The following is a 20,906-nucleotide window of genomic DNA, read 5'->3' on the forward strand; positions in this document are numbered from 1 at the left end:
AGCTCTACTTGCCGATTTCGGTACGTACTGCAAAAAGTTCTGGGAAGAATGTTAAATCCAATGCTCGTTTGAGGAAATCAACGCCCGAAGAGCCGCCGGTGCCACGTTTGAAGCCAATGGTTCGTTGTACCACGCGCATATGGCGGAAACGCCATGCCTGGAAGTTATCTTCTAGGTCAACGAGGTCTTCGCAGGCCTGATACAGGCTCCATACTGTGTCATCGGATTCATAAATGTCCTTGAAGACCGGAACCAGTGCTTCCTGAAATACCCATGGTTTCGTGACATCGCGGTCGAGAATTTCTTCTGGAATCGCGTAGCCAGCACGTGATAGTGCATGCAAGAACGCATCGTAGACAGTTGGTTCTTGCAAGGTATTGCTCAGCAGTTCGTGGGCTGCTGGGTCTGATTCAAAGACCTTGAGCATTCCTTCGTGCTTATTGCCAAGGATGAATTCAACGGCACGGTATTGGAAGGATTGGAAGCCAGATGAAGATCCTAGGAAGCCACGGAACTGTGCATATTCTCGTGGAGTAAGGGTTGCCAGCACCGACCATTGCTCGGTAAGGGTCTTTTGGATGTGTTTGACACGGGCCAGACATTTCAGGGCCTTGCCCAATTCATCTTTATCCATCAGCCGACGAGATTCCACTAGCTCATGGAGCATTAGTTTCAGCCAGAGCTCACTTGTCTGGTGCTGAATGATGAAGAGCAGCTCGTCATGGTGTTCCGGAACGCTGACCGGGTGCTGCGCGGAAAGGACCCTTTCCAAATCCAGGTAGCTTCCATACGACATGGCGTTGTGGAAGTCGGTGCGGACGGTATCTTCAATTTCGCGTGCGCCTTCGGGCGTCGATGCGTGTGGGCAGGCCATGAAATGAGAATATCAGTATTGCGACGAACGTCAAGAGAGTGAAACTGTCTGATTGTTGGATCGCTGTAGCCCTGTCGGGAAAAATTCAAGTGAGACGCGTTTGGCTGGTTCGGGATGGAACACCAGAGTACGTAAGGCATGGATTATCTAGAAAACGATGAAGCAGGAAGAAGGACAAGTACAGGAATAAACGTGTAGCACTTCGCTAACCTGAATGAGATGGGTGTGCCCTAACTTTTGTCCTCGACGAGCTGAGTGGAATATCCCCAAGCTCCGAAACACAATATAGTTTTGCCGTTATCCGATGTGCGGAGAGCCATCCAAGACGCAAGCAAAGTCCTCCCCGATATCTCAATTTGGGTCAAGGCTGCTGAATTAGAACTGTTAAGTTGGAAACCCGCCCGAACAAATCGTGAGGCGATTTAGGGATTGTGGCCTATCAACCCCTCATTATGCTCCGGTTAGCCAGAGCTGGATGCGTTTAAACGGCTGAAACCAAGAAACGGGTACAGCGTCCTTGGCAGATATCGGTTTCGTCAAAGCTTCCAATTCGATATCAATGAGATTGACGGTGAGCCGAGTCCAGAGGAGATTGCGGGCAAGTACAGCGGTACGACCACGATTCGCGGAACGGGTAGCTCGAAAAATTAGTGGCGGAATGATCAGCAAAGCTACGCCAATTGACCCGATCGCGGTAGAGAGCACTGGAATATCCCTAGAATCGATGGCCAATACAACCATCCCGGTGGCCAAGAACGCCAAGATACTCAACCGAATCCAATGCGATGGATGCGACATCCAAGTTTTTTTAGCCAGTATCCGTTCTTCTCGAAGCACGGCATCGGCTGGGTGCGTATTTCTCCACGCTAAAACCAAATCCTGACGCACATTTTGCCACGGATCGCTCGGTACGGGGCAACCCAAAAGATGTTCAACTAATGCTTGATCAGTGTCATTCAAATGTTCCCACGGCTTGGTGGTGTTTTCTCGCAATGCTAACCAACGCGCCTTGTCCATATGTTCCGGTGCGTAAAAACCGCGTTCTCGGTGTTGCAATTCGTAGAGACGTTCGCCAAGATTCGTTGGTTTCCCGGCTCCAAATCTTGCATAAGCATTGGTTAGATACGCGGTGACAGAAAAAACCGCTAGAGCAATGAGCGTGACATTGATATGGGTAGAGCTCTCGGCAAAATGGATGGGATCGAAGTCTTGCATCAGCATGCCAACTGACCAGCCAACGATGCCAGAAATAATGAAACCAATTCCACCAAGAATGATGACGGGACCAACTAAAGACTGACCGGAAAGGCGCTCGTCCATACTTCGAGGGCTCAATTTAAGCCTTGCCAATTCCCATGTGGTTGTCAGTGGAGAAAGAAGCCACGTGATACAAAAACCGGTCAAGGCAAATAAGAAGACCGCAATGGCACTTCGTGCAAGATCTTCGAACACGTAATCACTCCTTGTCACCCATGCGCTTATGAACACCATAGCGAGGTACCACCGGGGATACTTGCCCGCTAGCTATGGGCGCGTTGAAGCGGCACGCTTCGATGCCCAGTACTAGAGCCACAAAGTGCTGCTGTTCTGGTAACGATGGGTTATCAAATTGTCGTCGACGCATGTTCTGATGGATCTTCGGCCATTGTGCCTTGTTGAGTTATTTGAAAGAGCGCCTTGAAATTCCTGACCTACTTTTTATTATCGCTGCTGATTTCCGCAGGAACACTAATCACATCCCCCACCGAACAAATTTCTACTCAATTGCCCGGAATCGTGCAACAAAACGCACCTTCCTCGGCAACCAGCACTAAAGGCCAGGTAAAACCCGGCGCAAAGTTAGATGGACCTAGCGCCCTGAGTGTTCTGAATTCACTGCAGGTTAAAGGTAAAGCGCCAGCTACCGGCTATGACAGGAACGGTAAATTCGGCAACGGATGGAAGGATTTTGATGGCAATAAATGCGATGAACGCCAAGATACTTTGACTCGCGATATGTCGAAAATTCGGTACAAAGATAACAAAAATTGCCAACTCACGTCCGGTACGCTTAGCGATGTTTACACGGGTACCACCATCAATTGGAAGGTGAACAGCGGCTCAGTCGATGTCGATCATGTGGTTGCACTGAAAAACGTCTGGATCTCCGGCGGCCAACAATTATCGCAGGAACAGCGCCTTGCGGTAGCCAATGATCCGCTGAACTTAATGGCCTCACAGGCCTCTGCGAATCGTTCCAAGGGTGATGCTAACGCAGCCGAATGGTTGCCAACCAACAAGTCTTTCCGCTGCCAATATGTGGCAACGCAGGTTAGCGTCAAGAAAAAGTATGCCCTTGCCGTCACTCCCGCGGAAAAAGACGCTATGAAAGATGTTCTGAACAGTTGCCCCACCCAAAAGGCTGCCAAAACAACGCCCATCAAACTAACTGGTAAAAATCCGGTGGTTGGCCCCGCGACTAAACCGACTCCAGCCCAGAAAAATACTAGTAAGGCACCTCTGCCTAAGGCGAAGGACGTTTCTCCCGGCGCGTACTGTGCCAAGGCTGATGCTGGAACCAAAGGGATTGGAAAAAAGAACGGGAAGAGCTACACCTGTAAGTCTTCGAGCACCGATGCAAGGTTGCGCTGGAGATAATCCTGAAGCCCCTAGCATAGGGCTCAGCACAGGCGTATCGTTCGAAAAGGGAGACCACGAAGGGTCACAAGCAATCCCGGCCAGATCGAGAGCAGGTGCACGATGCCGGATAAGTCACCACATAAACATGAACACAAGAAGCCACACGGCAAAACTATCAAGGAGCGGCGAGCCGAAAAACGTTCGAAGAACGCTCCGGATGTTGACACCGATCAGGTAACCCACATCAATAAGAAGCATTGAATGCTCTGATGTGCATGGAAAGTAATGAAGTGGGGAAGAAGAAATTCTTCTCCACTTCTTCTCATACCGGCGGGACGCAAACATCACTGGAGATCCGCCATGCCAAGGAACAGGTCAACCGATGCAGGTGATGAAACGTGATGAGGAAAAGTGAATCACCCCAGCAATACTGGGTAGCCGCAGGATTTGCGGGGCTTGTCGCAGCTGCCTCACTATTTTCAGTCGCCCAGCTGCTTTCGGTTTTCTTTGCCGTCCCTGCTGCACCGCTGAACTCCATGGGCAGCGCGTTCATTGATTTGACTCCGGTCTGGCTCAAAGACTTTGTCATCAGTATTTTTGGGACCAACGACAAATTGGTACTGAAGCTGTCAATGGCGCTGGTGGTAGTTATCGCAGCATTCTTGATTGGGATGCTTGCACAACGAAGCTTTACCGCAGCAGCGGGTAGCGTTGCAGTGCTTGGAATTGGTGTAGCTGCTGCAATTCTGTCGCGCACGGGCGCCAGCGCTGGGGATCTAACCCCACTTGTTATTGGAATCATCACCGGGCTATTAGTCTTAAAATGGCTGAGCACGGTGGCTAGAAGCGTATTCGCCACGCATGAATCTACTTTCGATACCGCACGAACCACAACTACCAGACGGCAATTTGTTCTCTTCTCCTCATTGACCATCGTGGGCTCACTACTTGCCACCGGATTATCAAGGTATTTGTCGGCAGCCCGCGATCTATCCATCGCGGCACGTGAGTCTCTTCGTTTGCCAGCACCAAAGTTGAAGGCCTCACCTATTCCACGGAATGCTCAGATCGAGATTGCTGGAATGCCACAATTTTTGACACCAAACACGGACTTCTATCGGATCGACACCGCACTTACCGTCCCACAGATTGATCCGGCCCGATGGTCGCTGAAGGTGCATGGAATGGTTGAACACGAAGTTACCTTGAGCTTCGCGCAGCTGCTTGAACAAGAGCTTGTGGAAAGCTACTTGACGCTTACTTGTGTTTCAAACCCGGTTGGGGGAGACCTAGTGGGCAACGCAAAGTGGCTCGGTTACCCACTGCGGTTGCTCTTAGAACAAGCAGTCCCGTTACCCGGCGCCGATATGGTGCTTTCAACATCAAGCGACGGATTCACCGCATCAACTCCACTAGAAGTACTCACCGATCACCGCATGGCATTACTTGCAGTAGGGATGAATGGCCAACCGCTACCATTTGAACATGGTTTCCCCGTCCGCATGGTGGTCCCCGGGCTTTACGGGTACGTTTCGGCTACCAAATGGGTAGTGGATTTGGAAGTCACCCGGTTCGCGGACAAAGTTGCCTATTGGAGCACAAGGGGCTGGTCGGAACACGGACCCATCAAACTTGCATCACGGGTTGATGTTCCACGGAACAACGCAACAGTTGCGGCAAATAATCTTGCCCTCGGAGGCACCGCGTGGGCACAAACCCGGGGTATCGCAGCTGTAGAACTGAGCCTTGATGATGGGCCTTGGGTCAAGACGGAACTTGGAGACGAAGTCTCCGTGGACACGTGGCGGCAATGGCGGTACCTCTGGGAATCGGCCCCGGCAGGTCAACACTCGGTGAAAGTGCGTGCCATCGATACGCACGGAGAAATACAAAGCGGAGACATCGCATCCCCGGCACCCAACGGTGCCAGCGGATGGCACCAGATCCACTTCACGGTGCGCTAATAGTCAGGCTTTCCTAGGTGTAGCGCAGTGAGCCGGGAGTCGTGAGACGCTGACCTGTTTCCAACCACGTCTTCATCCCGGAAAGGATCATGGGCCAACCTCCGTAGAGCTGTGCATCGGTATCAACACGCATGCGGTCATGGGTCACCGTGAGCAAACAAGTGTCCTGAAATTGGGTGATCTGATAAGCAATCCTGCTTTCACCCTCAGCCTGCACCGACTCATCCCACAATGCGGTCATTGATAGCACCAATCGCGTCAGCTCCTGGGACTCAAGCACGGTGCCTTCGCCCAAGGGACCTTCGGCATTGGGGTTCTGCGTGGTGAAACGCGAACCAACGCTCCAATCCGTGAGGTAGCTATTGCCAAAGAAGTAGATGGCGGTCTGATCCGGATCGGTTAGCGCAGCCCAAAGCTTTTCCGGAGTGGTCTTGATATAAAACTCATAAACTTTTTCCATGGCAATAGGGTAGACCCAGCAGTGCTCGGCAGGCGGTCTAGCGAACAAAGTTTCCCCCACGAAACTTGTGTCTCGTGGGGGAAACTTTATGGGGAAATAACTGGGGAAGGCAGGGAAGAATCTATTTCTTATCATCTCCAGTCAGTCGTTGGCTGAGGTATACCGGAATCATTGAGGCCACGATCAGTACGGCGGCGATTACATTGACTACCGGCGCCTGGTTTGGACGAGACATATTGTTGAAGATCCAGATCGGCAGGGTCTCGGTGCCCGGTGCCGCAGTGAACGTTGTGACAACGATTTCATCGAAGCTCAGGGCGAATGCCAGCAAACCACCGGCGATGAAGGCAGAACGGAACCCCGGGAAGGTGACTTGGAAGAAGGTTTTGAACATATTTGCTCCCATATCCATGGCCGCTTCTTCAAGTCCACGGTTCATGCGTCCCATGCGTGCCTGGACGTTGTTGAACACCATCACGATTGAGAACGTCGCGTGACCAACAATGACCGAGAAGAGCCCCAAGCCAATCCCTAGGGGTTCGAGGACCGTCTTGAAGGTGTTGTTCAGTGCGACACCGGTGACGATGCCGGGCAAAGCGATCGGAAGAACCACCAAAAGGTTCACGGTATTTTTACCGAAAAATTCGTAGCGTGAAAGCGCAAAGGCAACCATGGATCCCAATACCAACGCAATGATGGTTGCCACGGAGGCTACCTTGATGGAGGTCCAGAGTGCCTCGCGGACTCCCTCATTGTGCCAGGCAGCAACCCACCATTTGGTGGTGAATTCCTTAATGGGGAAAGAACCCGAGGTTGTGGCGTTGAACGAGTTGGTGATGACCAAGGCCAGTGGCAGATAAATGGCTGCCATGACGATGCCGGCAAAGACACGCAAGGTGATTTTGGCTGGGGCTGAAAGTCTCATGTCTTTCCCCTCCTTACAGGGCCTTCAGGGCGCCGGTTTTACGGGCCAGGAAGAGGTAGATGACAACGACGATGATCGGGACAATGCCGAATGCCGCAGCCAGAGGTGGGTTGAGGTTGATGTTGGAAGCAATGACGGTGCCGATGACCTGGGTTTTACCGCCGACGAACTGAGCCGCGATGTAGTCGCCCAAGGATAGCGAGAAGGTGAAGATGGAGCCTGCGATAAAGGCCGGCTTCAGCAGCGGGATGGCGATCGTTCGTACAGTGGCCCAGGACTTGGCTCCCAGATCCGATGAAGCGTCAAAGAGGTTGACGGGGATCTGCCGGAATGCCGAATAGACGGGAACAGCCATATAAGGGAACCACTGGTAGGTAAGGGTAATCACCAGAGCGGTGGTTCCGTAGCCCGGGCCGCTGGCACCGAAAGGTGCAAGGAGCCAATCCAGTGGGCCGCCGGTGGAGAAAATGATGCGCCAAGAGAAAACCTTGACCAGGTAGCCAGCCCACAGTGGCAGCGTGATGCCGATGGCAAGGAGAGCGCGCATCTTGGGGGAGGCGACCTTTGCCATATATAGGCCCAGGGGTAACGCGAGTGCTGCGGAGAGGACCGTCACCGCAAGTGCAATGCCAATGGTCCGCAGGGCTGTTGCTTGGTAGGCGGGTTGGGTAAGGATTTCGGTGAAGTTTTCCAAGGTGAAGGCGGGGATGACCTTGGAGGTGAATGAATCGGTGGTCCAGAAGGCAGTGATAAAGAGCAATGCCAGGGAACCAAGATAGAGGACTCCGAGCCAGAGCAGCGGGAGCAAGAGTAGACCGGTGACTCGGACCTTGGGACGGATGTAGAGGTAGCGGGAGATCTTATCTGCCAGCGAGGAATTACGTGGTCCCTGGGTGGTGGGTATAGTGCGGGTTACCGCCGTGTCCGGCGGGGTTTTCAGTGCGGTCATGGCGGGTGCCGACGAATCTCGTCGATCCTCCTTGGAAGTGGGTGCGAAGAATGCAAAAGGGGGGAAACCCGGTGCGAGGTGATGCTTGGGGGTCATCTTCCTCGCACCGGGTCATTGAATGGACCGAGATGGGGTAAAGCTGGGGGACTTTATCCCTTGACCTCGGTCCAGGCCTTGGTCCATTCCTGGTAGTTGGTGCAGGTGGCTTCGGTGCGACCATCGATGCACTGCTCAACGGGGGTGGTCCACATCCAGACCTGCTTGTAGTAGTCCTCGTCGGTGGCGTGGAAGGTCTCGCAGTGAGTTTCGTTTTCCTTGCTACCTTCACAGGCCAGCTTGTTGGCAGGTGCCATACCGAAGTTTTGTGCGATCTTGGCATTCACATCGGCACTTGAAGCCCAATCCATCCACTTGTACGCGCAGTTAGGGTTCTTAGACTTCGCCGAAATCATCCAGGTATCGGACCAGCCCGTTGCACCTTCCTTGGGAAGGACCGATTCGACCTTGCCACCGTCGGCCTGGGCTAGGTTTACAACAACCTGCCAACCGGTACCTAGGGCGGAGGTGCCCGAGGAAATTGAGGAGACTGCCTTCAGCGCATCGTTCCAGTATTCGCCAACCACGGTGTTTTGGGTTTTGAGTAATTCAACTGCCGCGGCGAGCTGATCCTTATCGAGTGCGTATGGGTTGGTGATGCCCAGATCTGGCTGGGTGGCCATCAGCTGGACCGCTGCATCGGCAATGAAAATTGGCGAATCGTAGGCCATGATCGAGCCCTTGTAGGGAGAATCTGCGGCCCAGGTATCGGCCCAAGACGTTGGTGCTTCCTTAACCAGATCGGTGTTGTACATCAACACGTTGGCGCCGCGGCCGATCGGTACCCCATAGGTTTTGCCGTTGAGGTTGTCGTAGATCTGTCCCTTGAGCCCGTCAACGATGTTTCCAAAGTTGGGGATCAGCTCGGTATTTACCGGGGCGACGTCGCCGCCGGCAATCAGACGCAGCGAGGCATCGCCGGAGGCGGATACTAGATCGTATTCGCCGCCGCGCATGAGTTGAACCATTTCATCGCTCGTGGCGCCGACCTTGCGGTTCACGGTGCAGCTGGTTTCCTTTTCGAAGGCGCTGACCCAGTCTGCGTTGGGGTTTGTGGAGCCGTCTTCGACGAAGCCGGCCCAGGCAATGATGTTGACTTGGCCTTCGGATTCTCCGACCTCGGTGGCCGTGGGGAGATCCGGGACCTGGATGCCGCCGCCGGTGCTGGCACCGGCGCCACCACCACAAGCTGCAAGGACGAGGGACAAAGATGCAAGTGCTGCTAGGGGAAGTGCCTTGGTGATCTTCATGATCATGGCCTTTCTATGCGAGTCGTGCCGTGGCCGGGATTCATTGGGAGGCGAATCCCGGCCGTGGGGGGAAGGAGGGAAAAGCGAATAGCTTCGGGGGGGAGCTAAACGGTGTAGTTGTAGCGCGATGGCCATTCGAGACGGACAGTTGAGCCACGGGTTGCCCCGGAAGATGTTGCACCGTTTTGTTCCTGCACGATCAATTGGGTTCCATGATCGGTACGTGTCATAAACCGGGTGGTTGGTCCGGTGTAGACGATTTCCTCGATGACCGCTGTGGCGGCTGAGGTTCCGGATTCCTGGATGGAATCTAGTGGTCGAACAACGATGTGTTCGGGACGCAATGAGAGTAGGGCAGGGGAACCGGTGAGCTGGCGGGCCAGTTCACCGTCGATGAGGTTGGTGTTTCCTAGGAAGGACGCAACAAAGCGGGTTGAAGGGCGTTCATAAAGATCCGACGGCGAACCTACTTGATCGATCTTTCCCTCGTTGAAGACTGCTACCCGGTCCGAGAGCGTGAGGGCTTCTTCTTGATCGTGTGTGACAAAGACGAAGGTGATTCCCACTTCGCGCTGGATAGCCTTGAGTTCGATTTGCATTTGTTCGCGCAGCTGCTTGTCTAGAGCTCCGAGGGGTTCGTCAAGCAGCAGCACCTGGGGACGTAGAACAAGCGCACGGGCCAGAGCGATGCGCTGGCGTTGGCCGCCGGAAAGCTGAGAAGGCAGGCGGCGAGCGACCTTGGGCAATTGGATCATTTCAAGGGCTTCGGCGACGCGTGCCGTGCGTTCGGCCTTGGGGAGCTTACGTAGTTTGAGGCCGTACTCGACGTTTTGAGCCACTGTCAGGTGTGGGAACAGAGCATAATCCTGGAACACGGTGTTGACGTCGCGTTCAAAGGGGGCAGCGTAGGTGACGTCTTGGCCACCGAGTTCGATGCGGCCTGCGGTGGGGAGCTCGAAGCCAGCGATCATGCGTAGGACTGTTGTCTTGCCCGAGCCCGAAGGGCCGAGCAGCGAGAAAAATTCTCCCTTGCGGATTTCTAGGTCCAGTCCCTTGACGGCTTCGAAGTCACCGAAGGACTTGCCGACCTGCTGGAGAGAGATCGCCGGTGTGCTGTGGTGATGCGTTGGAGCGGCACTGGCTTTGGCTTTGGTTGCGGTGGTTGGCACGGTGTCCGTCCTTTCTCGGTGGTGTGTGATGGGGGTAACTTGCTTGCTGTTAACCTATGAAACCAGATGTTAGATGTAATAGCTATCACTTTGTGAAAAAATTCTGTGAGAAGATTCTTGAGAGCGAGCCGCGAGAGGCGCGAACCCCAATGTTTGAAAGGATGTGAGCATGCCTAGAGATTCTTCACCGCACCAGCGTCAACTCTCATCAGTGTTTGCCTCCTTGGGCGACGAAGGTCGAGCAAAGCTCGTGGAGGAACGCATAGTCTCTGGAATCAGCGCCGGGATTCTGCTCGATGGTGATCGGCTACCTAGTGAGACCGAACTTGCCGCGGCACTTGGAGTTGCAACAATGACCGCACGCGAAGCGTTGACCTCATTGCGCACCCGAGGTTTAGTGGTGACACGACGTGGGCGTGAGGGTGGAACTTTCATCACCCTGCCGCAGGGCGACCGGGCCAGCCTGCTACGCGATCGCTTGGCTTCCATGAGTCGGGTTGAGCTGCGTGACTTGGCAATTCACTACGCGGCAATTGCTGCAACGGCAGCGGAACTTGCGGCAAACGCTGCAGACGAGCAAGATATTGAAATTCTGCGCGGCTTGCTGGAAAGTGGTCCGCACCGGCTCAATACCCGTGGCACGGTGGTGGGGAATTTCCTTTTGGAGTTAGCCTCACTTAGCCAATCGGCTAGATTGACGCGTGAGCACGTCAGACTTCATACGGATTTCGGCTCGTTATTGTCTTTGGCCCACGCTGATCAAGATTTTGATGCCAAAATGATTGCCCTGTGTGGCGAAATTATTGACGCTGTAGCATCGATGGACCCCGCTAGGGCTCGTAGTCTGGTGGGGGACTACGTTAGGTCGGGGGTTACCTGGTTAATCCAAGACCAGAGCAATCCCGAAACTGACCGAATGCCACGTACCAAGGCAGTACCCGACCTACGCGTGAGGAGAACATCATGACAAGGCCCGATTCGAGTAGCTTGGATGCCGGCTGCCAGGTTGGGGAGTTCTTTTCCTCCTTACTTGGTCAGATGGAGACTTGGTCTAAGGCCATGGGCAAGGCTTTTGAAGATTTTGGCTCACCAACTCGAGCCGAGATCGACACGGTCATTCAGCCTTTGGCCGAAGCAATGCTTGATCGCAAGGACCTGCCTCTCGTGGGTGCGGGTTTTGTTGCAGCACACAATGCGCTAAGTGATGCCGAATGGCATATGGCCTGGTGGCAAGGCGTTGCCCAGGAGCGACTGCTGATGCTCACCATGGAATCAGCGGGAGAAACTTACTCGCGCCGCGAGTGGTTCACCGTGCCGATGGAAACCGGAAGAGGACATATCACCGGTCCCTACGTCGACTTTTTATGTACAGATGAATACACTTTGACCTTATCGGTACCGGTCTTGGCGGAGGGCAAATTTGTTGGAATTGCGGGGGTCGACATGTTTGTTGAATCCGTGGAAAAGCTACTCATGGGAGAGCTGGAAAATATTGATGCTCGAGCAACGCTGATCAACGGTGGGGGACGAGTAATTCTCTCGGTTGAACCGCAACTGGCTGCCGGTAGGCTGCTGGTTCCCGGATGGAAAGAGTCAATAGAAACAATCCTGCCGGTAGCCGGAGAGGATGTTGGGTTTTCCAGAGTCGAACTGCGTCCTTGTCGAGATCTGCCATTGGCGGTAGTAATTCCCCTGTCGTAGTATCTCGCCACGAACCCCTGTCTAAAGACCCTAGTGCTTCGATCCGCATGGAAGTAGCGTCGAGTGTAGGCCGGTAGATTTCGATAATCTGGCGGATCGGCGATCATTGCATGGGAAGTATTGGAGGTGAGGGATGAGTCGCTTTGTTGCAGAGGTCATTCCGCGCCACGAACCTGCGTGGAATCTAGGTATCGAATCTGGTCAGTTAGGCCGCAAAGGAATGATTCGTGATGACACAAAATCCGCAAACTCCTCCACCCCGTCAGGTCCCGATTTCTTCTGGACATGTGCGGGCTAAGCACCATTTTAGTGGGCTAGTTCTAGGTGGGGCTCTTACTGCATTACTCTTTCTGCTCTTTATTTTCGTCAGTGGTGTCTCGCTAGATGGGACGATTAATCCATTGTGGATTGGGGTCATCATCGGTGTCATGGTGGCAGCGCTTGGAGTCTTCCGCATCCTGCGCGGACCCGCTGCCTTTGGGCTCGGCGATGTTGAGCACAAGCATGAAAAGCCGTGAGAATTTCTCCAGCTCGCGGCATAGGGGACGCGAAGGCCTAGGTGAAAAGGTTAGTTGGGCCAGATCTTCGGATGATATGGCCCAACGCCTTTGATAGCAAGAATCCTGACACGGTATAGCAATTTCACGAACTAGTGGTGTCCCGAGGAACACTAGTGCTGATCAAGCTTTATGCTGTGGGGAGTCCCGAGAAAAGGAATTCCCGTATGAGAAGGATCTTGGCCTACCTGTTGCGTATTGGCGGAAGCCTTGCGATCGCTGCGGCGGTAGCGGCGCAGCTGCAGCTGAGCATGCAAGTGGAAAAAGATGGCAAGGGTGAAGTTGGTTTTGTTGTACAAAACTTCTTTTCCTTTTTCACTATCGAATCAAACGTCTTGGCAGCTATAGCCCTCTTTATTGGGATCTTTACTCTTGGCTCTCGAAAAATAGATTCCATGGCCTGGACGGTTTTTCGGGCCGCGGCAACCACCTTTATGGTAACCACCGGCGTTGTTTACAATCTTCTGTTGCGGGGTATTGAATTGCCGCAAGGAACAACTATTGGGTGGTCCAACGAAATTCTGCACGTGGTGGCGCCGGCGGTGATGTTGCTGGATTGGATTATTGCCCCGGGACGTAGGGCACTGCACTCGAGAGCCTTGTGGGGTATTGTTGCTTTCCCCATTCTCTGGGCCGGATACACATTGGTGCGCGGAGCCCTGATTTCCGATCCACGAACCGGTACAGCGTGGTACCCCTACCCATTCTTGAATCCGCATACCAGTGCCAATGGTTACTTTTCCGTGGGGTTCTATGTTCTGCTGATCGGAGTGTTGATTGGCTCGGTAGGAGCAGCTGTCCTGTGGCTCAGCCGTGTGCGACGACGCGCGTGAGTCGGGGTCCAAACCGAACTCTTGAGATACCCTTAAGGGTATAGCTGGCTAAAATATTTTCCGTGGGAGGAAACATGCGAGACCGCATAATATGGACGATCCTTGCGGTAGTTTTGGCCGCATTCGCCTTGTCGCTCTGGCAGGATTCAGCAGTTGCAAGTCTTGGGTCCGGAGCAGTTGCGCTTTACGCAGCATTTTCTACGATTCGTGGACGCTGTTTTGGCGATGTTTGCGCAACGGCAGTGAACGTACCTCTCGAAGAAAGCGAAGTGCGTGAGAGGTAGAGTTTTGCAGTAGCTATCGTGGTCGGGAATGATTTCGGGGCCTTACGTGTTTTATATGCAAAGGCATGTAACCGCCCCCCTGCGAGAGATAGAAAAACCATCATGAACCAATCAATAGTTGTAGTCTCCGGTGGGCTGGGAACCCCCTCAACATCGGGACTACTAGGCCGCCAACTAGCCGAAGCAACGGCCCAGGAAATGGCCAGCGCCGGTATTCAAGCGGATATTACCGTGCTGGAATTACGTGACTACGCAACAGATATCACCAACAACTTATTGACCGGATATGCCCCACCCGCACTGCAAAAAGCCATCGATGCGGTTACCGCTGCACACGGGCTGATTATGGTCTCCCCGGTCTTTACTGCCTCCGTTTCTGGGCTCTTCAAGTCCTTCATCGACGTGTTGGACCCGATATCCCTTGAAAACAAACCAGTGGTCCTTGCTGCCACCGGTGGCAGCCCACGACACAACCTAGTTATTGATTATGCAATGCGCCCGATTTTCAGTTACCTGCGCGCATCAATCATGCCAACAAGCATCTTTGCCTCGCCCGAAGATTGGGGAGCGGATCAGGGACATGGAGCCTTGGCCGAACGCGAACGTCGTGCCGGACGCGAACTTGCCCTCTCTATGGGTGGCGCAGAGCACGGAGAGAATGCCCCGGTGTCACGAAACCTTGGGGACACCCGTTCCATCGCCCCAAACGTCAGTGATACTGCAAATCCACGCGATGCACTGAGCTCGCTGCCTTTTGAACAATTGCTGGCTAACATTCAGTCCAGCTAATACACGGGGTTCTGTGTCGCGAATTCCGGGTCACTAGCGTCGAATTTGTCGCATCCATCAACGGCCGCACCCATCCGATGAATGATCCCAGCCAAAACCGGTCGTGGTGTTGCGAAATTCAGTCGGACGAACCCATCGCTTCCTTTGCCGCAGGCGCTTCCATCCACCAATGACACCTGGGCTTCGGTAAGGAAAAATTCGGCGGGACTGGGCAGCAGATTGAGCCGAGAAATATCAACCCATCCAAGGTAGGTTCCTTGGGGTGGCTGATATTCGGCCTGGGGGAGGTGCTCTGAAATGAGCTCTCCGAGCAACAAGCGTGAACCGTCAAGATAATCAATGATCCCATCCAGCCATCCTGCTCCGGTACTGTAAGCCGCTGTTGTCGCAGCAAGGCCAACGTTTGCCGCTGCATGTTCGGGAACACCGCCCACAGCAGACCACACCTCCCGGTCTTCCTCATTAGTGAGTACTAGCTGTGCACATTTCAGCCCCGGGATGTTAAACGCTTTGGTTGCGGCAAACGCGGTAATTGAGTGCTGTGCAGCCGCATCATTGACTGTGGCGTAGGAGATATGGGTAGCTCCGGTAAAAACCAAGGGAGCATGAATTTCATCGGAAAAGACGCGTGAGCCGGTCTGTTCTACTAGTTCAGAGATCTTGGTAAGTTCCTCGCGCGTGTAAACCTTGCCCAAGGGGTTGTGCGGGTTCACCAACACCAAAAGTGCCCCACCCTGTAATGCTCGTTCAAGTGCAACCCAATCAAGGTCCCATCCTGTGGGGCCTTGGCGTAAGGCAACTTCAATGGAGGCGCGTCCAAAGCGCGAGCCAGCAACAACAAACGGCATGTACGCGGGAGTCAGCAGGACAATTGGCGCATTAGGTCGGTGCGTCGGAGAAAAATGAAATAGTGCTGCCTCAAAGGCCGAAATGACGCTGTTCAGGGGTCGGATCTGCTCACGCTCGAGGCTCCATGAAAACCGTTGCTGCAACCAATGAGCGGTGGCTTCCTGCATGTCGGCTACTAGATAGTTGGGTGCATAACCGGTTAGGCCATGAGCCAGTGTTTCTTGGGCTGCTTCGATAACACCGGGGGCCGTACCAAAATCCATCTCGGCGACCCAAGCACCCAAACTATCCGGGTAGGCGCTCCACTTGAGCGATCCGCTCTGACGCAGTTGATCTACTGTAAGCAAGTCAAACGGGTGAGCAACCATTTAGCCAGCTTAGACGCGATCGGACCCAAACGATACACAACTATTTCTCTCACCTGTCCCATAAATGCTGCCAATTCGCTAAGTTGATAGTCAGAGCCGAATCTCAGCAAAACTGGGTTGCGGGTAACTGCGCGAAAGGTACCGGTGGGCACAATGATGCAGGGACGAAATGAATCAGTGGAAGAACGCCTTGACCGGAACTGGAACGACATTCTTCAAGAAATTCGAGTCATGCAAACCGGGGTACAAATTCTTGCCGCGTTCCTTGTAGTTCTACCTTTCCAAGCGCGCTTTACCATTTTGGATGACAGAGAAAGGCTCTTTTACCTCTGCCTTCTTGTATTTTCCGGGTTGCTGATCATTTTGATTATTACTCCAGTGGCAGTGCATCGGCACTTTTTTGGTCATCGAGTCAAACTGACAACAGTAAAAATGGGTCACGCGATATCCAAACTTGTCATTCTGGGTGTTGGAATCTTGGTGTCGGGGTGCGTGTGGTTTGTGGTGCTGGTGCTCGCCGGATGGCTTAGCGCCTTGATCGTTGGTGGGGCCATAGTGCTTGCCGCAGGATATTTGCTTGTTGTTTTGCCTCGCATGATCAAACCGCAATCTGCAGTATTTGGAACCCTGAAGAGTGAGCAGCAAACACCTCCAGGCGATACTGAAACCTCGTAGTATTTTCTGATTACTCCACTTGAACCCTGCTATTGCATTTTCAGTGGGTGGTGAGAATTTCGGGAACCGGCAAATCGTGGGTGCTGAGTAAATCGGTGAGGGTACTGATCATCCGATCACTAGAAAGCGCCCGATTCCCGCGTAATAGCGGGAAAACAAAGTTGTCTTGCCCCGGATAAACTTTGGCGATTCCAGCGCGTTCCCAAAGCCACAACATATCTAGTGCCGCGCGGGCCGCGGTTCCATTTGGTTCGAGGCATAGCGAAAAACCCTTGTGCGTAGTGCGCGGCTCGGCACCCACATGACGCAAGAGTAAGACCGCAAGTTCTTCGATGCGCACCACTTCCGGGGCACCGGAAGAGAACGCTGCAACAAAGAGTTCGGCGGCCGTATGCGCACGGTGTTCGGTCAAGAGGACATGGATCTCGTGCATGGCGGTCAGCGAATCTGATGCAGTGTTCACCGGATCACGGCGTTTCCAGAACATGACACCAACGCTAGGGCCACAAGGTGAATCAGGGCTTAACCCACGATAGACATGTTGCGCTGCCAAGTGTGAGATGAGCCATGAATTGGCTACCATGTTCAAGTGTGCCCCGGTATGACTCGGTGCCATGTAGCGAATCACGACCACACTCTAGGTAAGGAAATAGGCCACGCATGCTCAATGACGAGACAATCACACTCATTGCAGATGAACTAGTGAAGGCTGGCCAGGATCGTATCCCAGTCAAACGGCTCACGGCACGCTTCCCCGAGATGACGGTTGATGATTCATACAAGGTCCAAAACCTTTGGCGTCAGCGTTCCGAGGCCAACGGTCGCAAACTTGCCGGTCGCAAGATTGGCTTGACCTCCCGCGCCATGCAAATGGCCACCGGTATCACCGAACCCGATTACGGCATCATCTTCGATGACATGGTCCTTGACTCTGGCTGCACCTTTGAATGGGATAAATACACCCACCCGCGCGTCGAGATGGAGCTTGCCTTCAAACTCAACAAAGACGTTGAAGGTCCAAACGCAAACATCTTTGACGTGCTCAACGCCACAGAATACGTCATCCCTGCCCTAGAAATTCTAGACTCCCGCATTGAAATGGAAGGCCGCACCATTGTGGATACCATTTCCGATAATGCGGCAATGGGAGCCATGGTCATTGGTGGCAACCCGATGAAACCCTCGGATATTGACCTGCGTTGGGTCTCCGGGATCCTCTTCAAGAACCAGATCGTTGAAGAAACCGGAGTTGCGGCGGGCGTACTGAACCACCCCGCGGCGGGCGTGTACTGGCTCGCAAACAAGATTGCCGCGCACGGAGATAAGCTGAACGCCGGGGAGATCATCCTCGCTGGTTCCTTCACCCGACCCATGTGGGTTGATAAGGGAGACACCGTCTTCGCCGACTACGGACGCATGGGAACCGTGACATGTCATTTCGCATAAATCCCGACCCCTCATTCAAGGACGCGCTGATAGCCGCCGACCGTTCGCTTGCAGGGATCTGGGTGTGCTCTGGGTCCCCGCTGGTAGCCGAGATTTGTGCCGGAGCCGGCTTTGACTGGATCTTCATTGACGCGGAGCATTCGCCCAATGGACTCGAATCAATCCTGGCCCAACTGCAGGCAGTGCGCGGGTACCCGGTGATTCCTGTAGTGCGTCCACCCGTCAATGACACAGTGATCATCAAGCAGTACCTAGACGTGGGTGTGCAATCGTTGATTGTTCCCATGGTCAATAGCGCAGCGGAGGCCCGTGCAGCGGTAGCAGCCTGTCATTACCCGCCGCTGGGCGTGCGTGGTGTTGGCTCGGCGCTTGCCCGCTCGGCGCGCTGGAACCGTATTCCAGATTATTTGAACCGTGCCGGAGAAACTCTGACACTCATGGTGCAAATTGAATCCGCGCAGGCAGTGGAAAACGTTGAAGAGATTGTTCACACCGAAGGTGTTGATGGGATCTTTATTGGTCCATCGGATCTTGCCGCCTCCATGGGAGTCATTGGACAGCAAGATCACCCCGAAGTCGTTGCAGCGGTAGAAAAGAGCATTGCTGCGGGTAAATCCGCGGGCAAGTTTGTTGGAGTTAACGCATTTGCCGAGCAAAGCATTAAACATTACATCGAGTTGGGTGCTGATTTTGTTGGTGTAGGAGCCGACGTTGCACTTCTAGCTCGTGGCTCCGAAGCACTTGCGGCAAAATTTGCTGCGGGGCATGATGCTGTTTCCGGGACCCCCGCAAGCTACTAATAAGAATTTTGTGTTTTGAATTGATGTGCAGCGAAATGCTGCGCATCATTGGGGGGTCTCCAAACCAATTCGAGCTACGGGGGGAGCAGTTCGAATGAGCCCAATGATGTAATACAGCTAAGCTCGTTTGAATGGAACTCTCCCTTATTTTCTTGGTGCTTGGCATGGTTCTGCTTGGTGCAATAGCACAGCGAGTGGCCGGGCTAGGCTTTGCAATGCTCGTATCCCCTTTCCTCGTTCTTGCCTTAGGGGCGCACCAAGGCGTCTTCCTCGTCAACATTTGTGGAGTCGTTTCCTCGGCAATCATTGTGCCGCGCGTATGGAAAAGCATTGATTGGTCAATGTTTAGATGGCTAGTCTCCTTTAGCGTTGTCGGCTCAGTAGTCGGTGCACTCCTAGCGGGTAGTCTGCCCCAAGCCCCGCTGTCGATTGTTGTAGGCGGTGTAGTACTTTTTGCGCTATTACTTTCGCTCGTCTTGCTTCGGGCAAATGTCAGGGTGAGCGGACAAATACCTAAGGGGACAGCAGGGTTTCTCTCCGGTCTGACTAATTCCTTGGCCGGTGTGGGAGGACCTGCGGTTAGTGCCTATGCGGTCATGGCCCGCTGGCCCCAACGCCCCTTTGCCGCGACCCTACAACCATTCTTTGTAGTGACGGGCTTGGTGACTGTCGGTATGAAGTTCTTAACCACCGCCGACCAGCTTCCACATATGCCAAACTGGGCATGGATTGGTGTTGCGGTGTTCATCTGGGTAGGTGTGTTGATTGGGGAACAAGTTCAACGCGTGGTCAGCGACAAACATGCACGCATCTTTGTCTTATGTTTTGCATTCTTTGGTGCCATCACAGCCCTAGTCAGTGGCTTGCGCGCGCTGTAAAGAAGAAGACATCAAGATTGTAGGAAGCGGATCTAAACGCGTCAATCAAGGGGGAGCGGTTGGATAGGTGGCACGATTGAATCAATGAGTGAGAAGAAAAAACAGCCGCAGGCCGCAGCGGCTTTGAACGCGGCTCGTCAACGTCTGACACACGGCTGGCCAATGCCCTTGGTGCTTCAGGGTGCCTTTGAATTTCTTCAGGCGGCTCTCTTCTCGGCTTTTCTCGTGGTCATTCCTTGGTTTGCCGTCTGGTTTAGCGGGGGGTTTGCCGAGCGAACCATTGAATCGGTGCTGAGGATGGGCGGTCAACTATGGTTATTGATCCATGGTGTGCCGCTACAGCTATTGCAGGTTGGAACCGGTACTGACCCAACAAATCTCACCGGTGTGCTCAATATTGTGCCCTTGGGACTAACCCTCATTCCATTCTTCTTGTGCTGGCGTGCCGGACGCCGAATTGCCCGAGCCTCCTATACCGACCAACTGTGGCAAGGTATTTTAGGTGCGTTAGGCGTTTATCTGCTGTGTGGGTTATTCACAGCGTTCTTGGTAAACAACGACGAAGTCAAAATTTCGTTGCTTGCTGCAGCCTTGATTCCCATGATTTCTGCTGGTGCAGGCGTTATTATCGGTGCCCGCAGAGAAGCAGGTTCATGGGGGCGGCTGATTGGTTTTGATGCAGCAGCATGGATCGCAAAAACGTCTCAGCACTCACGTTGGGCCGGTTCCTACCTTTGGGCAGTGCTTTGCGGAGGAACACTTGCCTACGTGATGATCTTTGGTCTTGCCTCACTGGTGCTCTCAATCAACTTGGGTATTCATTGGGTCGATATTTCCAACGTTTACCAACAGCTTCGCCCAGGACCCATCGGTTCGGCCGTTTTGACCATGGGGCAACTGGGGCTCATGCCAAACCTTGTGCTGTGGACATTGTCCTGGATGAGCGGTGGCGGATTCACGTTGGGTATAGGAAGTACCATTTCCACACTAGAAACCACTGTGGGCCCACTACCTGCAATCCCGATTTTTGCGGCACTACCCGCAGGCGATCTGAACTATGCGTGGGCGTTCATGCTACTTCCGGTGCTTGCCGGATTTATGGCGGGTTGGTACTTCTTACGGGTTGGAGAAAATCACTTTGATGACTGGATCTCCCTCAAGATCCGCATCCGTTGGGTCTCTCTGGGGCTTTCAACGGTGGTGCTGGGTATCGCCATTGGCGCCACGGCTGGAATTCTTTCCTTGGCAGGAAGCTGGATTGCCGGTGGCTCGTTAGGTATTGGCCGATTTACCGAAGTCGGACCCAATATTTTGCTGACCGCCTTATTGCTTGCGGCTCAGGTGGCAGTCGGTACCGCAGTCGGATACCTAGCTTCTCCACTGTTGGAACACGACCCCGTACTCGAAGGCTAAAGGCCCG

General features: G+C 53.7%; 22 protein-coding genes. 13 read left to right on the forward strand and 9 right to left on the reverse strand.

Annotated elements, in window-relative coordinates:
• Positions 1 to 4 precede the first annotated feature (4 nt).
• A complete protein-coding gene (gene kynA, locus CQ018_RS13175) occupies positions 5 to 874 on the reverse strand; it encodes a tryptophan 2,3-dioxygenase (RefSeq protein ID WP_105550467.1) in 870 nt (289 codons plus the stop codon).
• A gap of 450 nt (positions 875 to 1,324) precedes the next feature.
• Positions 1,325 to 2,194: a hypothetical protein gene (locus CQ018_RS13180; RefSeq protein ID WP_146111905.1), complete on the reverse strand. Its 870-nt coding sequence runs from the start codon at positions 2,192 to 2,194 to the stop codon at positions 1,325 to 1,327.
• A gap of 357 nt (positions 2,195 to 2,551) precedes the next feature.
• Here CQ018_RS13180 and CQ018_RS13185 point away from each other — a divergent pair, with 357 nt between their 5' ends.
• Both CQ018_RS13185 and CQ018_RS13190 read left to right on the forward strand, forming a co-directional pair.
• The gene (locus tag CQ018_RS13185; protein WP_105550469.1) at positions 2,552 to 3,511 is read left to right on the forward strand and encodes an HNH endonuclease family protein; all 960 of its coding nucleotides are present in this window, start codon (positions 2,552 to 2,554) and stop codon (positions 3,509 to 3,511) included.
• A 383-nt stretch (positions 3,512 to 3,894) separates the two neighbouring features.
• A complete protein-coding gene (locus tag CQ018_RS13190; protein WP_105550470.1) occupies positions 3,895 to 5,457 on the forward strand; it encodes a molybdopterin-dependent oxidoreductase in 1,563 nt (520 codons plus the stop codon).
• A 13-nt stretch (positions 5,458 to 5,470) separates the two neighbouring features.
• Here CQ018_RS13190 and CQ018_RS13195 read toward each other — a convergent pair whose 3' ends face one another.
• From CQ018_RS13195 to CQ018_RS13215, 5 genes are all read right to left on the reverse strand, one after another.
• The gene (locus CQ018_RS13195) at positions 5,471 to 5,917 is read right to left on the reverse strand and encodes an SRPBCC family protein (RefSeq protein ID WP_258142608.1); all 447 of its coding nucleotides are present in this window, start codon (positions 5,915 to 5,917) and stop codon (positions 5,471 to 5,473) included.
• A 121-nt stretch (positions 5,918 to 6,038) separates the two neighbouring features.
• Positions 6,039 to 6,842 carry an ABC transporter permease gene (locus tag CQ018_RS13200; RefSeq protein ID WP_105550472.1) on the reverse strand — a complete coding sequence of 268 codons (804 nt, stop codon included), beginning with the start codon at positions 6,840 to 6,842 and terminating at the stop codon, positions 6,039 to 6,041.
• Positions 6,843 to 6,855: 13 nt separating this feature from the next.
• Positions 6,856 to 7,791 carry an ABC transporter permease gene (locus CQ018_RS13205; RefSeq protein WP_105550579.1) on the reverse strand — a complete coding sequence of 312 codons (936 nt, stop codon included), beginning with the start codon at positions 7,789 to 7,791 and terminating at the stop codon, positions 6,856 to 6,858.
• Positions 7,792 to 7,940: 149 nt separating this feature from the next.
• A complete protein-coding gene (locus CQ018_RS13210) occupies positions 7,941 to 9,137 on the reverse strand; it encodes an extracellular solute-binding protein (protein ID WP_308729176.1) in 1,197 nt (398 codons plus the stop codon).
• 104 nt (positions 9,138 to 9,241) lie between these two features.
• Positions 9,242 to 10,306 (reverse strand): ABC transporter ATP-binding protein, encoded by a 1,065-nt coding sequence (locus CQ018_RS13215; RefSeq protein WP_105550474.1) that lies wholly within the window; start codon positions 10,304 to 10,306, stop codon positions 9,242 to 9,244.
• A gap of 169 nt (positions 10,307 to 10,475) precedes the next feature.
• On the opposite strand from CQ018_RS13215, the gene CQ018_RS13220 reads away from it, so the two are divergent.
• The 6 genes from CQ018_RS13220 to CQ018_RS13240 all read left to right on the forward strand — a co-directional run bounded on the left by CQ018_RS13220 (position 10,476) and on the right by CQ018_RS13240 (position 14,470).
• A complete protein-coding gene (locus CQ018_RS13220) occupies positions 10,476 to 11,273 on the forward strand; it encodes a FadR/GntR family transcriptional regulator (protein ID WP_105550475.1) in 798 nt (265 codons plus the stop codon).
• On the forward strand, positions 11,270 to 12,007 hold the full coding sequence (locus tag CQ018_RS13225; RefSeq protein ID WP_105550476.1) for a cache domain-containing protein: 738 nt from the start codon (positions 11,270 to 11,272) through the stop codon (positions 12,005 to 12,007). Before CQ018_RS13220 ends, CQ018_RS13225 begins: the two co-directional genes overlap by 4 nt.
• Positions 12,008 to 12,234: 227 nt before the next feature.
• Positions 12,235 to 12,525: a hypothetical protein gene (locus tag CQ018_RS13230; protein WP_146111906.1), complete on the forward strand. Its 291-nt coding sequence runs from the start codon at positions 12,235 to 12,237 to the stop codon at positions 12,523 to 12,525.
• Positions 12,526 to 12,731: 206 nt separating this feature from the next.
• Positions 12,732 to 13,397, forward strand: coding sequence for a Pr6Pr family membrane protein (locus tag CQ018_RS13235; protein WP_105550478.1), 666 nt, complete (start codon positions 12,732 to 12,734; stop codon positions 13,395 to 13,397).
• A gap of 74 nt (positions 13,398 to 13,471) precedes the next feature.
• Entirely contained in the window at positions 13,472 to 13,681 is a 210-nt protein-coding gene (locus CQ018_RS19875; RefSeq protein WP_146111907.1) for a hypothetical protein, read from the forward strand.
• A gap of 102 nt (positions 13,682 to 13,783) precedes the next feature.
• Positions 13,784 to 14,470 (forward strand): CE1759 family FMN reductase, encoded by a 687-nt coding sequence (locus CQ018_RS13240; RefSeq protein WP_105550479.1) that lies wholly within the window; start codon positions 13,784 to 13,786, stop codon positions 14,468 to 14,470.
• On the opposite strand, the gene CQ018_RS13245 is transcribed toward CQ018_RS13240, so the two are convergent.
• On the reverse strand, positions 14,467 to 15,687 hold the full coding sequence (locus tag CQ018_RS13245) for a MalY/PatB family protein (RefSeq protein WP_105550480.1): 1,221 nt from the start codon (positions 15,685 to 15,687) through the stop codon (positions 14,467 to 14,469). The genes CQ018_RS13240 and CQ018_RS13245 overlap by 4 nt on opposite strands.
• Before the next feature lie 153 nt (positions 15,688 to 15,840).
• Between CQ018_RS13245 and CQ018_RS13250 the strand changes: the two genes are divergently transcribed.
• Positions 15,841 to 16,362: a phage holin family protein gene (locus tag CQ018_RS13250; protein WP_258142609.1), complete on the forward strand. Its 522-nt coding sequence runs from the start codon at positions 15,841 to 15,843 to the stop codon at positions 16,360 to 16,362.
• 40 nt (positions 16,363 to 16,402) lie between these two features.
• Here the strand turns inward: CQ018_RS13250 and CQ018_RS13255 are convergent, their stop codons facing one another.
• The gene (locus CQ018_RS13255; RefSeq protein ID WP_146111908.1) at positions 16,403 to 16,849 is read right to left on the reverse strand and encodes a hypothetical protein; all 447 of its coding nucleotides are present in this window, start codon (positions 16,847 to 16,849) and stop codon (positions 16,403 to 16,405) included.
• A gap of 173 nt (positions 16,850 to 17,022) precedes the next feature.
• Between CQ018_RS13255 and hpaH the strand changes: the two genes are divergently transcribed.
• The 4 genes from hpaH (at position 17,023) to CQ018_RS13275 (ending at position 20,899) form a co-directional block, all read left to right on the forward strand.
• On the forward strand, positions 17,023 to 17,808 hold the full coding sequence (gene hpaH, locus CQ018_RS13260) for a 2-oxo-hept-4-ene-1,7-dioate hydratase (protein WP_105550482.1): 786 nt from the start codon (positions 17,023 to 17,025) through the stop codon (positions 17,806 to 17,808).
• Positions 17,793 to 18,608, forward strand: coding sequence for an aldolase/citrate lyase family protein (locus CQ018_RS13265; protein WP_181149886.1), 816 nt, complete (start codon positions 17,793 to 17,795; stop codon positions 18,606 to 18,608). The genes hpaH and CQ018_RS13265 overlap by 16 nt, the downstream gene beginning before the upstream one ends.
• 131 nt (positions 18,609 to 18,739) lie before the next feature.
• Positions 18,740 to 19,486: a sulfite exporter TauE/SafE family protein gene (locus tag CQ018_RS13270; protein WP_105550483.1), complete on the forward strand. Its 747-nt coding sequence runs from the start codon at positions 18,740 to 18,742 to the stop codon at positions 19,484 to 19,486.
• A gap of 84 nt (positions 19,487 to 19,570) precedes the next feature.
• Complete coding sequence (locus tag CQ018_RS13275) at positions 19,571 to 20,899, forward strand: DUF6350 family protein (RefSeq protein ID WP_105550484.1); 1,329 nt, start codon at positions 19,571 to 19,573, stop codon at positions 20,897 to 20,899.
• Positions 20,900 to 20,906: the final 7 nt, after the last annotated feature.

Source organism: Arthrobacter sp. MYb227 (assembly GCF_002975435.1).
Classification (GTDB): Bacteria; Actinomycetota; Actinomycetes; order Actinomycetales; family Micrococcaceae; genus Paeniglutamicibacter.